Genomic DNA, 14,346 nt, shown 5'->3' on the forward strand with positions numbered 1-14,346 from the left:
ATCACACCGCCTCCAGGTCGGACAGAAGGTCACTGAGTTCGTCCAGTTCAGCGCTGCCCTCACCTGCCTCGGCCTCCAAGGCCTGCACATAGGCCGCCAGGGTCGGCGCTTGGAACAGCAGGGCAATCGGCAGGTCGCGGCCCAGGGCCAGTTGCGCCCGCGAAGTGGCCAAGGTGGCCAGCAACGAATGCCCGCCCAACTCGAAGAAGTTGTCCTGTAGGCCCACCTGTTGCAGCTTCAGTACCTGCGCCCAGATCTCGCCGATGCGGCACTGCAGCTCGCTGACCGGCGCCTCGTAGGCCTGTTGCAGGGCACTGCTGTCCGGCCTTGGCAGGGCCTGGCGGTCGAGCTTGCCGTTGGCCGTCAGCGGCAGTTGCGCGACGAACACCAGATGAGTCGGCAGCATGTACTCCGGCAGCTGTTGGCGCAGGCTGGCGCGCAGGGCATCGCGACGTTCCAGCTCGCTGCCCGCTTGCGCCGTACTCACCAGCCAAGCCAGCAACTGCGTATCGCCGTTGGCTGTCTCGGCCAGCACCACCGCTTGTTGCACCCCAGGCTGGCGCAACAGGCAAGCCTCGATTTCGCCCAGTTCGATACGGAACCCGCGCACTTTCACCTGCTGGTCGATCCGCCCCAGGTAATCCACGCCACCGTCCCAGCGCCGCCGCGCCAGGTCACCGGTGCGGTACAGGCGCCCCCCCGGGCTGCCTGCGGGGTCGGGGATAAAGCGTTGCGCGGTCAGGCCAGGGCGGCCGTGGTAACCCCGGGCCAACCCTGCCCCGCTCACATGCAGCTCACCGGCGGCGCCCTGGGGCGCGGCCTGGGCATCCGGGCCGAGTACGTGCCAGGCCAGGTCGTCGATGGCAACGCCGATCGGGCTGCCGCTCAGCGCCAGGTCGGCCTGGCGCAAAGGCCGGTAGCTGACGTGCACGCAGGTTTCGGTGATGCCGTACATATTGATCAACTGCGGCGCCTGCTCGCCGAAGCGTTCGAACCAGGGTTGCAGGCTGCGCACCTCCAGCGCTTCGCCGCCAAACACCACGTAGCGCAGGGCCAGGGCCGGTACGCTGGGCGCCGCGCAAGCGGCCCACATCAACTGACGGAAGGCCGACGGTGTTTGGTTCAACACACTGACACGCTCGCGCACCAGCAATTGGCAGAATGCATCCGGCGCCAGCGCCACCTCGCGGGGCACGATCACCAGGCGCCCGCCGTGCAGCAGCGCGCCGAAAATTTCCCACACTGAAAAGTCGAACGCGTAGGAATGGAACAGCGTCCAGACATCGCGCTCGTTGAAGCCGAACCAATGGTCGGTGCCCTGGAACAGCCGCACCACGTTGCTATGGGGCAGCAGTGTGCCCTTGGGCTGGCCGGTAGAGCCGGAGGTGTAGATCACATAGGCGAGGTTATCCGGATGCACGGGGCGCCCGAGATCGCTGGCCTGCTGGGTGGTATCGAGCAATAGCGTAGGGTCCAGCGCCAGGCCGCGTACGCCCGTTGGCAGGGCCAGTTGTTCGAGCAGCATTGGCTCGCCCAAGACCAGTTCGATACCGCTGTCGGCCACCATATAGGCCAGGCGCTCGCTGGGGTATTCCGGTGCCAGGGGCACGTAAGCGCCGCCGGCCTTGAGGATCGCCAGCAGGCCGACCAACATTTCCAGGCTACGCGAGCAGGCCAGCCCGACCCGTACCTCCGCGCCCACCCCCTCGGCGAGCAAACGCCGCGCCAGGCGGTTGGCCTGGGCGTTCAGCTGGCCGTAGCTCATCTGCTGCTCGCCCAAGGTCAGTGCAATCGCCTGCGGAGCGCGGGCCGCGTGCGCCTCGATCAACTGGTGCAGGCACTGCTCCTGAGGGTATTGACGGCACGGGCGGGCTAGCGCGGGGGCCGCACTGCCCAGTTGCCCCAGGCACGCCTCGGGCTGCGCCGCCAATGCCAGCAGTAACTGTTGAAAGTGCTCGCTCAAGGCCTGGATCGCGACCTCGTCGAAGTGTTCGCGGGCGTAGCTGTAGTGCACCGTTAAGCGCTCGCCCAGGCCCACGGCGAGGGTCAGCGGGTAGTTGGTCAGCTCGTGGCTGTGCACCGGCCCGAAACTCAGGCCCGGGGGGGCCGCCTGTTGCAGGGCTTGGGCTACGGGGTAGTTTTCGAACACCAGCAAGGTGTCGAACAGCGCCGCCACCCCGGCCCAGCGCTGGATTTCGAACAGCGCGCTGTGCTCGTGCTCGCGCACCACTAGGTTTTTCCCCTGGACCTGCTGCAGCCACTGGCTGACACGCAGTTGCGGCGAGGGTTCGGCAATCACCGGCAGGGTGTTGATAAACAGACCGATCTGTTGCTCGGCGCCTCGCAGTTCAGCCGGACGCCCCGCCACTGTCGCCCCGAAAGCCACGCTGGGTTGCCCGGTATAACGCTGCAGCACCAGCAGCCAGGCGGCCTGCACCAGGGTATTGACGGTCACCCGCTGCTGCCGCGCAAACTCACCCAGGGCCAGGGTCTGGCCAGGCTCCAGGCGCAAATAGTGGTTACCAAAGCCATTGCCCGGGCACTCGGCGGGCAGCGCCTGGGCCAACAGCGTGGGCGCAGCCAACTGCGCGGTTTGTGCGCGCCAGAAAGCTTCGCTGGCGGCAGCATCGCGGCCGTGCAGCCAGGCGATGTAATCGCAATAACGGCTGAGCGGCCGCGGCACGGCTTGGCCGCCGTAGCGGGTCAAGACTTCGCCGAGCAACTGCGAGTTGCTCCAGCCGTCCATCAGCAAATGGTGGCAGGTGAAAATCAGTTGGTGTTGCTGCTCATCGACCCGCACCACTTGCAAATTCAACAGTGGCGCCTGTACCAGGTCCAGGCCCTGCTGACGTTGCTGCTCGGCCAGCTGTTGCAAGGCCTCGTCGAGGTTGCTGCGCCCGCGCCAGTCATGCACCTGCAACGGCAGGCGCACCTGGCGCCAGACTATTTGCAGCGGCTGGTCCAACCCTTGCCAGACAAACCCGCTGCGCAGCACTTCATGGGCGTCGAGGGCGGCCTGCCAGGCCGCGCGGAAGCGCTCGACATCGAGGCCGTCGATGGCTACCTGCAGCTGGTTCAAGTAATGCCCCGGTTGCGGCGCGTACAGGGTGTGGAAGAGCATGCCCTGCTGCATGGCCGACAACGGGTAAACATCCTCGATGGCCGCGACCGGCACCGGCAGGCTGTCCAGTTGCGCCTGGCTAAGGCTCGCCAGGGGAAAGTCCGACGGCGTGAGGCCGCGATTTTGCGCTTGGCAGCAGTGCTCGATCAGCCCCATCAACTCCTCGACATAGGCATCGGCCAAGGCCTGCATGGCCGCCATGTCGAACACCTCGCGGCTAAAGCTCCAGCCCAGGTTTAATTGGCCGTTGTACACCTGGCCATTGATTACCAACCAGTTAGGCAGCGGCGCTTGCGCATCCTGCTCATCACCCGCCCGCTCCGGCGCCGGGCGCCACAGGGCGGCCTCGGCATCATCGCTGAAACTGCCATCGAACTGGCCCAGGTAGTTGAAGGTGATGCGGGGCGTCGGTAGCCCGGCCAGCACCTGCTGGGTCTCGGCGGGGCCCAGGTAACGCAGGGCGCCGAAGCCCAGGCCTTTATCGGGGATCGACCGCAGTTGTTCCTTGACCGCTTTGATCGCCGCGCCAGGCGCTTCGCCCGCAGATAAACGCACCGGGAAGACGCTGGTGAACCAGCCGACCGTGCGGGTCAGGTCGATGTCATCGAACAGCTCTTCACGGCCGTGGCCTTCGAGTTGAATCAGGGTATCGGCGTGGCCGTTATGGCGGCTCATGACCCGCGCCAGGGCGGTCAACAACAGGTCGTTGACCTGGGTCCGGTAGGCCGCCGGGGCCTGTTGCAATAGCCGCTGGGTCTGCGCTTGGCTGAGGCTGCAGCGCACACTGACGAGGTCTCGGTTGAGCTGCGAACCCGCCGCATCGCGGCATGCCAAGGCCACCTCGGCGTCTTGCAGTTGCGTCTGCCAATAGGGCAATTGCGCGGCGAAGCGGCCACTGTGGGCCGCTTGGCTAAGCTGCTCGGCCCACACCTGCGACGAGCTGGTCTTGCTCGGCAGGCGCACGAGCTGGCCTTGCAAGGTTTGCTGGTAGGCCGTGTGCAGGTCCTCCAAGAGGATGCGCCACGACACCCCATCCACCACCAGGTGGTGGATGGCCAGGAGCAAGCGCTGGCTGCCGTCGGCGAAGGTTGCCAACACCGCGCGCAGCAAGGGGCCTTGTTCCAGCCTCAAACTGCGTTGGGCTTCATCGCCCAGGGCGTGCAGTTCATCGGCGCCCTGCAGGCGCGCCTGCCACAACAGGTCGGCGTCCGCCTGAGCGGGCCGGTAGGTGGCCGCCCAGGTATCGACGCCTGGCGTGAAGGCCAGACGCAAACCATCGTGATGGGCGACGAGACCGTTCAACGCGCGCTCTAGCGCGGCGGCGTCGAGGGCTTGGGCGGGTTTGAGCAATACCGATTGGTTCCAATGGGCGCGCGACGCGATGGGCTGTTGGAAAAACCACTGTTGCACCGGCAGCAACCGCGTCGCGCCGGTCACCGGCGCCTGCTCGATCGGTCGGGCGTCGTCACGTCGGGCGACGCTGGCCAAGCCTTGTACGGTCTGGTGCTGGAACAGGTCGCGGGGGGTGAAATGAATACCTGCCTGGCGCGCCCGGCTGACCACCTGAATGGAAATGATGGAGTCACCGCCCAACTCGAAGAAGTTATCGGCCAAACCGATCCGCGGCACCTTCAGTACCGTCTGCCAGATCTCGGCGATGGCCTGCTCCAGCTCGCTGGCGGGCGCTGCATAGGCCTGCAACAGCAGGCTGACATCGGCCGCTGGCAAGGCCTTGCGGTCAAGCTTGCCGTTGGCGGTCAACGGCACCCGCTCGATCACCAGCAGGTGCGCCGGCACCATGTAGTCCGGTAGGTGTTGCTTGAGTTCACGGCGGATCTGCTCACGCAAATCGGCCTGGGCGGCGGGTTGCGCGTCGAACCGCTCGGGAACCACGTAGCCCACCAGTTGCAGGCCATTGGCGCCCGGCTGGGCCAAGACCACCGCTTCCTGGACCTGAGGATGGCGTAGCAACTGCGCTTCGACTTCCCCCGGTTCGATCCGAAAGCCACGGATTTTTAACTGCTGGTCAACCCGCCCCAGGTACTCGAACACCCCGCCTTCACGGCGCCGCACGCGGTCGCCGGTGCGGTACAAACGTGCGCCTGGGGCGCCAAAGGGGTTGGGCACGAAGCGCTCGGCCGTCAGCCCCGGGCGGTCCAGGTAACCCCGGGCCAGGCCGGCCCCGCCCAGCAGCAGCTCACCGCTGACGCCACTCAACACCGGGCCCAGGGCGTTGTCCACGACATACGCCTGGCGTTCGCCGCAGCATTCACCAATGGGCGCGTAGGTGCTCAGGCACCGGTCGCTGGCGCGGGTTTTCCAGACCATGGGGGTGACCACCGTTTCGGTCGGGCCATAGCCATTGATCATCAACTGCGGGCGCAGGAACCTTTGCACCCGCTCGAAGCTGGCTTTGGGCATGGCGTCGCCGCCAAAACTGTACAGCCGGACCGGCGGCGGGTTGCCGACGCGTTCAGCGTGCTCTGCCAGTTGCTGCAGGTAGACCGGAGGGAAGCCGGCCATGGTCACGCCGTAGTCGCGGATCGCCGTGTAGGTTTGCTCGGGGGTCCACAGGTGGTCGTCGCGAAGCAACAGGCTACCGCCCTGGATCAAGGTGGTCAGCCAGCGCTCGTGGGCGCCGTCGAAGGCAAACGAGAGAAAATGCAATTCGCGGTCGGCCGCGGTCATCTCGTAGCTGTGCGCCGTGGCCAGGCAATGCATTGCCAAAGGGCCGTGCTCAACGCAGACGCCTTTGGGCTGGCCGGTGGAACCTGAGGTGTAGATCACGTAGGCCAGGCTTTGGGCCGGGCTGTTCAGGTTGGGAGCCGCGTCGCCATAAGCGCCCAGCCAGGCGTCGCCGCTGTGCAACGCCAGGCGCTGCACGCTGCTGGGCACCGTGACGCTATCGAGCAGGCCGGGGCGTTCCAGCAACAGGCTGACGCCGCTGTCGGCCAGCATATAGGCCAAGCGCTCGGGCGGGTATTGCGGGTCGAGGGGCACGAACGCAGCGGCGCTTTTCAGCGTAGCCAACAGGCCGACCACCATGTCCACGCCGCGCTCGGCGGCCACCGCCACGCGCACCCCAGGCCCGGCACCGGCGGCCAGCAGATACTGCGCCAGGCGGTTGGCGCGTTGTTCGAGTTGGCCATAGCTGAGTTGCTCGCTGCCGCACAGCAAGGCCACGGCATCTGGGGCCGCGGCAGCGCGTTGGGCGATCAGCGCGTGTACGCTGTGTTGGTAAGGGTACTGGCCAACGCCCCGGCCCGCCTCGGCCGCCAAGGCAGCGCGCTCGGCGGCGCTGTGCAGCGGCAACTCGCTGAGGCGGCGGCCGGGCTCGTGCAGGGTCGCTTCAAGCAAGCGCAGCCAGTGCTCGGCCAAGCGCTCGACGCTGGCCGGGTCGAACAGGTCCAGGGCATAACTCAGGGACGCCCCCAGGCCTTGTGGATCTTGCCAGGTGTTGAGGGTCAAATCGAAATGGGTGCTGCGGTTCTCGACCGGCAGGCGCTCGACCTCAAGGCCGGCCACCCGCTGCGCCTGCCCGGGGGCCTGCACCTGATGGTTGTACATCACCTGGAACAACGGGCTGTGGCTGAGGCTGCGCTCGGGCGCTAGGGCTTCGACCAGTTGTTCGAAGGGCAAGTCCTGGTGGGCTTGGGCATCCAGCGAGGCCTGTTTCAAGTCGCCCAGCAAGCTGATGAAGGTGGTGTGCAGGTCGAACTCCGCCGCCAGCACCTGGGTATTGACGAAGAAGCCAATCAGCCCTTCGGTTTCCACCCGGTTACGGTTGGCCACCGGAACCCCGACGCGTACCTGGGGCTGCCCGCTGTAGCGGTGCAGCAAGGCCTGGAACGACGCCAGCAACCACATAAACACGGTGGCCCCGTGGGCCTGGGCCTGGCTGCTCAGGGCCTGGCCCAGGGCGGCGGGGATGGCAATGCGCAGGGTCGCCCCGGCACGGCTCTGCAAGGCCGGGCGCGGGCGGTCGGTGGGGATCTCCAACACCGGGTGTTCCTCACCCAACTGCGCCTGCCAATACTGCAACTGCCGGGCCTGCTCGCCCGCCTCCATCCAGCGGCGCTGCCACAGGGCGTAGTCGGCGTATTGGATCGGCAGCTCGGCCAGGGCCAGGGGTTGGCCTTGGCAATAAGCGGCATAGCCCTGCACCAGCTCATCGGCCATGATCGGCAACGACCAACCGTCACAGACGATATGGTGCACCGCCAGGGCCAGCACCTGCTCACCGTCGCCCAGCTGCAGCAGGCCGGCGCGCAGCAAGGGCCCGTTGGCCAGGTCGAAGGGTTGTTGCACCAGGGCATCGATAAACGCCTTGGTGCCCGCCGGCGCCGCTTCGCCGGCGGCCAGGGTCTGCCGGCCGAGGCTGAACGACATGGATTCATCGACCACCTGCAGCGCCTGCCCTGCCACTTCGACGAAGCGTGTGCGCAAGCTGGCGTGGCGAGCGATCAGGGCCTGGAAACTGTGCTGCAACGCCGCAAGGTCCAACGGGCCTTTGAGGCGCAGGGCCAAGGACAGGTTGTAGGCGCTGCTGTCGGGGTCCAACTGCCAGAGAAACCATTGCCGCTGCTGGGCGAACGACAGTGGCAACTGCGTCTGGCCAACGCTGATGCGCGGGATCGGCAGGTTCGCCGGCGAAAGGTCTTCGTCATGCATTTTCTGCAGGTACAGGCGGCGCTTTTCCAGCGGCAGCTTGAGGAAGCGGGTGATGATGTTCAAGGCTGCGGCATTACTCATCGAGCGTCTCCAGCTCTTCAGCGAACAGGTCGAGCCTGCGCAATTTATCGTCCAGCCCAGCACTGTCGGCGAGCGGCAGGCTGGCGCAGAAATCGGCCAGCACCGGGTGTTGAAACAGGGACTGCGGTGTCACCTTGAGGCCCAGCGCTAGTTGCACCCGGGCAATCACCGAGAGCACCAGCAGGGAGTGGCCGCCGAGCTCAAAGAAGTTGTCGTGCCGCCCTACCCGCTCCAGCTTCAGCACATCGGCCCAGATCGCCGCCAGTTGCTGCTCCACTTCGCTGCTGGGCGCCATGTACTCGGCCTGGGCGTCGCGGGCATCCGGTACCGGCAAGGCTTTGCGGTCGAGTTTGCCGTTGGCGGTCACCGGCAGGCTGGCCAGGTTGAGCAGATGGCTGGGCACCATGTAGTCCGGCAGGCGCTGTTGCAGGTGCGCCTTGAGGCTGGCGCTGTCGGCGCCGCCCACCCAGTAGCCCACCAGTTGCTTGCCGGCCGGGCCGTCGATGTCCAGCACCACTGCTTCACGCACCTCGGCGTGTTCCAGCAGCCCGGCTTCGATTTCACCCAGCTCGATGCGCAGGCCACGGATTTTCACTTGGTGGTCCAGGCGCCCGGCGTATTCCAGTACGCCCTCGCCGCGATAACGGGCTAAATCACCACTGCGGTACAGGCGCCCGCCATGGCTGGCGAACGGGTCCGGCACGAAGCGTTCGGCGGTCAGCGCCGCGCGCCGGTGGTAACCGCGCGCCAGGCCGATGCCGCCCAGGTACAGCTCACCGTTGCAGCCGGGCGCGGCCACCTGCAGTTCGGCGTCGAGCACGTGGGTTTTGAGGTTGTCGATGGGCCGGCCGATGGGCACGCTGATGCGTTCTTGCGCCTGGCAGGTCCAGTGGGTGACGTCGATGGCCGCTTCGGTGGGGCCGTACAGGTTGTACAGCGCCGTGGCGGGCCATTGCGCCTGGGCTTGTTGGGCCAACTCGGCGGACAGCGCTTCGCCGCTGCAAACGATGCGGCGCAGGCCCTGGCAAGTGGCGCTCTCAGCATGGCCGACAAAGGCTTGCAGCATCGAGGGCACGAAATGCAGCGTGGTCACGGCGTAGCGCTGGATGCTCTCGACCAGGCGCTGCGGGTCGCGGTGTTCGCCCGGTTGGGCGATGGCCAGGCGGGCGCCGCTGAGCAGCGGCCAGAAAAACTCCCAGACCGACACGTCAAAGCTGAAGGGGGTCTTTTGTAGCACCGTGTCGCTGCCGTCCAGGGCGTAGGCTTTTTGCATCCAGTGCAGGCGGTTGACCAACGCTTGATGGCTGTTGCCGGCGCCTTTCGGGCGGCCGGTGGAGCCGGAGGTGTAGATCATATAAGCGAGATTCAGCGGGCTGCTCAGGCATGCCAGATCGGCCTCGCTGTAGGCCGCCAGCCAACCTTCAGGCTGGTCCAGGCACAGGGTTTGTAGCGCTGCGGGGGTCGGCAATTCAGCCAGCAGCGCCTGCTCGGTCAACAGCCATTGCACGCCGCTGTCGGCAAACAGATAGGTCAGCCGCTCGCGCGGGTAATCCGGGTCCAGCGGCACGTAGGCGGCACCGGCTTTGAGCACCGCCAGCAGGCCCACCACCAGCTCGATGCTGCGGTTCAGGGCCACGCCCACCAGGCTTTCCGGGCCTACGCCCTGCTCGCGCAGCTTGTGCGCCAAGCGGTTGGCCTGGGCGTTGAGGGCCTGGTAAGTGAGGCTGCGCTCGCCGAACATTAAGGCGGTGCGCTCAGGGGTGGCGCGGGCTTGCTGCTCGATCAGTTGGTGCAGGCAAAGGTTAGGGAAATCCGCAGCGGTGGCGTTCCAGCCCTGGACGATCTGCGCGCGCTCGGCGCTGGCCAGCAGGGGCAGTTCGGTGAGGCGTTGCTCGGGGTTGGCGACGACACTGTGCAGCAGATTACGCCAGTGCCCGGCCAGGCGTTGGATGGTGGTGGCGTCGAACAGGTCGGTGGCGTAGATCAGCGTCGCCCCGAGCCCGGCTGGGCTTTCATGGGTGTTCAAACTCAGATCAAACTGGGCCGTGCTGGCGGGGCGTGCCAGGCTTTCCACGCGCAGACCAGGCAGCGCTGGCAATGCTGTGGCGCTGCCTTGCTGATGGTTATAAAGGACCTGGAACAAAGGGCTGTGGCTAAGACTGCGGGCAGGCGCCAAGGCCTCGACCAACTGCTCGAACGGCAGGTCCTGATGCGCCTGGGCCTCTAAGGCGGTATTGCGCACCTGCTGGAGCAACTGGCTGAAGGTCTGCACCTGGGTGAAGTCCGCCTTGAACACTTGGGTGTTGACGAAGAAGCCAATCAAGCCCTCGGTCTCGGCGCGCTGGCGGTTGGCGATGGGCACGCCAACGCGCACCTCAGGCTGGCCGGCATAGCGCTGCAGCAGGGTTTGCAACGACGCCAGCAAGAGCATGAACAAGGTCACGCCCTGGGCCTGCGCCAGCGCATTGAGGGCATCGGCCTGGGCCGCGCTGAAGCGGATGTCCAGGCTGGCGCCGCGATTGTCGCGCACGGCCGGGCGCGGACGATCGCTGGGCAAGGCCAGCAACGGCGGCTCGCCGCTCAGTTGCGCCTGCCAATAATCGAGCTGGCGCTGGCGTTCACCGGCAGCCATCCACTGGCGCTGCCAATGGGCGTAATCGGCGTATTGAAACGCCAAAGGCGGCAACTCGGCGGGCTGCCCTTGCACCTGGGCGGCATACAGTTGCACCAGTTCATTGACCAGCAGCGGCAACGACCAGCCGTCGGCGATGATGTGATGCAAGGTCACCGCCAGCACGTGCTCGGCCGCGCCCAGGCGCCACACATCGACCCGCAGCAATGGGCCCTGGCGCAGGTCGAACGGCTGCCCGATGCGCTGCTCGATAGCACTTTCGAGGTCAGTTAGGCTGGGGCCCTCCAAGCCATGGACGGTGAGCGGCTGCGCTGTCGGGGCGTGAACGATTTGCACCACCGAATCACCGGCTTCGGCAAAGGTGGTACGCAAACTCTCATGCCGTGCGACCAACGCGTCGAAGGCCCCCTGCAAGGCGTGCAGGTCAAGTTCACCATGCAGGCGCAGAGCCGCCGGGATGTGATAGGCACTGTTGGCCGGTTGCAACTGCCAGAGAAACCACTGCCGTTGCTGAGCGTAGGACAACACCAACGGTTGCTCGCGGGACACGCGGGTGAACGCCGGGGCCGCCGATTGCTGGCCCTCACTCACCGCTTGGGCGAACGCCGCCAAGTCGCTGGCCTCGAACAGGCTGCGCAGCGGCAGCTCCACGGCCAACTGCTGACGTACGCGGGAAATCACCTGGGTGGCCAGCAGCGAATGGCCGCCCAAGTCGAAGAAGTTGTCGCTCAGGCCTACTCGTTCAAGCTTGAGCACCTGCGCCCAGATCGCCGCCAGGCCCTGTTCCAGCTCGCTGCGAGGGGCGACATAACCCGGCTGCCATTGGCTGGCGTCGGGCCGCGGCAGTGCTTTGCGGTCCAGCTTGTTGTTGGGGGTCAACGGCATGCGCGCCAGTAGCATCAGGTGGCTTGGCACCATGTAGTCCGGCAACGTGGCTTTGAGGTGCGCCTTGAGGGCCTGGCGCAAGCTGTCTTGGGCGGCTTGGGGCGCCTGCACCAGGCTGCTGTCGCAGGGCACCAGATAACCCACCAATTGCTTGCCACCTGGGCCATCGATGTCGATGACCGCGGCCTGGTGCACCGCTGCATGGGTGAGCAGGCGTGCATCGATCTCACCCAACTCGATACGGAAACCGCGAATTTTCACCTGGTGGTCCGAGCGCCCCATGTACTCGATCACCCCACCGGCGCGGTAGCGCGCCAAGTCGCCGGTGCGGTACAGACGCGCGCCGGGGGCACCGAACGGGTTGGCCACGAAGCGCTCCGCACTCAGCCCCGGGCGCTGGTGGTAGCCACGCGCCAGGCCGTCACCGCCGATGTGCAATTCCCCCACGACACCCTGGGGCACCGGCTCGAAGTTGGCGTCCAACAGGTACATGGCCATGTTGGCGATCGGCCGCCCCAACCACACTTGGTCGGCCCGGGTGATGGGCGCCAGAGCCTCCCACACGGTGGTCTCGGTGGGCCCATAAACGTTCCAGAGTTCTGCACCCTGGTCGAGGATGCGCTGGGCCAGCTCGGCGGTCAGCGCCTCGCCACCGCACAGCGCTTTGCGCCCGGCGAAGGCGTTGGGGCCGGCCTGGTCGAGCAGCATGCGCCAGGTCGAAGGGGTGGCCTGGACCAGGTTGATGTCGTGCTGCTGAATCAATGCCAGCAAGCGCTGCGGGTCTTTGTTTTCATCCGCTTCGATAAGCACCACGCTAGCGCCGAGCAGCAGCGGCAGGTAAAGCTCCAACACGGTGATGTCGAACGACAGCGACGCCAGCGACAACACTTTGTCGCCTGCCGCCAAACCGGGCCGCTCAGCCATCGCCCAGAGGAAGTTGACCACCCCATCGTGGCGAATCGCGACGCCCTTGGGGCGCCCGGTGGAGCCCGAGGTATAGATCACGTACGCCAAATGGTGCGGCCCCGCCAGGGCCGGCAGCGGGTCGCGCGGATAAGCCTGCAGGGCCTGGCCCAGTTGGTCCAGGCACAGGCTGCGCACGGCAGCCGGAATCGGCAGACGTGCGGCCAGCTCGCTGCTGGTCAGCAGCAGGCCCAGGCCGCTGTCTTCGAACATATGCGCCAGGCGCTCGCTGGGGTAGTCCGGGTCCAACGGCACGTAAGCGCCACCGGCCTTGAGCACCGCCAGCAGGGTAACCACCAGTTGCACCCCGCGCCCCAGGGCGATGCCTACCAGCACGTCGGGGCCGACCCCGTGCTCGCGCAGCAGCCACGCCAGGCGGTTGGCACGGGCCTCGAGCTCGGCGTAGTCGAGCTCCTCGGCGGCGCTGATCAGCGCCTGGGCGCCCGGTGTGCGCTCGGCCTGGGCGGTGATCAACTGATCCAGGGTGCGTTCGCGTGGGTAGGCTTGAGCGCCAGGGTTCCAACCCTGCAGCACCTGCTCACGCTCGCGGGCGCTGAGCATCGGCAAGTCGGCGACGCGCTGCTCGGGTTGCGCGGCAATCCCGTGGAGCAGGTTCAGCCAGTGCGTGGCCAGGCGTTCGACGCTGCTGGCGTCGAACAGGTCGGTGGCGTAGGTCAGCGAGGCACCGAACTCAGCGCCGCGCTCATAGGTGTCCAGGGTCAGGTCGAACTGCGAAGTGCGGCTCTCCCATGCCAGGGTCTGCACCGCCAGGCCCGGCAAGCGCTGCACGCTGGCGGCGGCATGCTGTTGGTGGTTGTACATGACTTGGAACAACGGGCTGTGGCTCTGGCTGCGCTGCGGTTGCAGCACCTCCACCAGTTGCTCGAACGGCAGATCCTGATGGGCCTGAGCGCCGAGCACCGTCTGCTTGACCTGTTGCAGCAACGCGCTAAACGTCAGCCCTAGGTCGAACTCGGCCTTGAGCACCTGAGTGTTGACAAAAAAGCCGATCAAACCTTCGGTTTCCCGGCGGTTGCGGTTGGCCGTGGGCACCCCGACGCGGATCTGCGCCTGGCCAGTGTAGCGCTGTAGCAACGCCTGAAAGCTTGCCAGCAGGAGCATAAACAACGTCGCCCCGTGCCCCTGGGCGACCTCCTTGAGGCGCTGCTCCAAACCCACTGGCCAGGCGATCTGCAGGCGCGCGCCACGGTGGCTTTGCTGCGCCGGGCGCGGGCGGTCCAGGGGTAGTTCGAGCACCGGCTGCTGCTCGCCCAACTGGGCTTTCCAATAGGCCAGTTGGCGCTCCTGCTCACCGGCCTCCATCCAATGCCGCTGCCACAGCGCGTAGTCGGCGTACTGGATGGGCAACGCGGGCAATTGCAACGCCCTGCCCTGGCTGGCGGCGTCGTAAACGCGCACCAGTTCCTCGACCATCAGCGGCGTCGACCAGCCATCGCTGACGCTGTGATGGGCGGTGACCAACAAAACGTGCTCGCGCTCGCTGCGGCGCAGCAGGCGCACCCGCAGCAACGGCCCGGTTTGCAGGTCGAACGGCCGTTGCACTTCTGGCTCGACGTAGGCCCGAATGAAGTCTGCATCGTCCAGGCCGCTGGCGCTTTCTTCCACAAAGGCACAGGGCGCGGCGGGGTGCACCACTTGAACCGCCTGTTCGCCCTGCTCGCAGAAGGTGCTGCGCAGGATTTCGTGGCGGCTGATCAGGCTGTCGAAACTGCACCGCAGGGCCGCCAGGTCGAGTTCGCCAGACAGCTGCAGGGCGACCGGGATGTTATAGGCCGAGCTGTCGGGGGCCAGTTGCCAGAGAAACCATTGGCGCTGCTGGGCGTAGGAGAGCAGCGCGGGCTCATCGGGCAACCGCGCCGTGATGGGCGTCAGCCCATACAAATTCACCCCCTGGCGTTTGAGCAAAACCGCCAGCGCCTTGCGCTCCCTGGACGAAAGCGACGCTACCGAATCGAGTAACTCTTGCACCTGG

2 protein-coding genes are annotated in these 14,346 nt (G+C 66.4%); both read right to left on the bottom strand.

Annotated elements, in window-relative coordinates:
• Position 1: 1 nt before the first annotated feature.
• Positions 2–7,873 carry an amino acid adenylation domain-containing protein gene (locus QCL65_RS17250; RefSeq protein ID WP_407310820.1) on the bottom strand — a complete coding sequence of 2,624 codons (7,872 nt, stop codon included), beginning with the start codon at positions 7,871–7,873 and terminating at the stop codon, positions 2–4.
• On the bottom strand, positions 7,866–14,342 hold the full coding sequence (locus QCL65_RS17255) for an amino acid adenylation domain-containing protein (protein WP_407310822.1): 6,477 nt from the start codon (positions 14,340–14,342) through the stop codon (positions 7,866–7,868). Before QCL65_RS17255 ends, QCL65_RS17250 begins: the two co-directional genes overlap by 8 nt.
• Positions 14,343–14,346 lie beyond the last annotated feature (4 nt).

This window comes from Pseudomonas sp. nanlin1 (assembly GCF_045571515.1).
In the GTDB taxonomy this organism is placed as follows: Bacteria; Pseudomonadota; Gammaproteobacteria; order Pseudomonadales; family Pseudomonadaceae; genus Aquipseudomonas.

Excerpts from the sequence above, each read along its gene's own strand:
- QCL65_RS17250 (WP_407310820.1), bottom strand. The coding sequence starts at position 7,873 with ATGAGTAATGCCGCAGCCTTGAACATCATCACCCGCTTCCTCAAGCTG.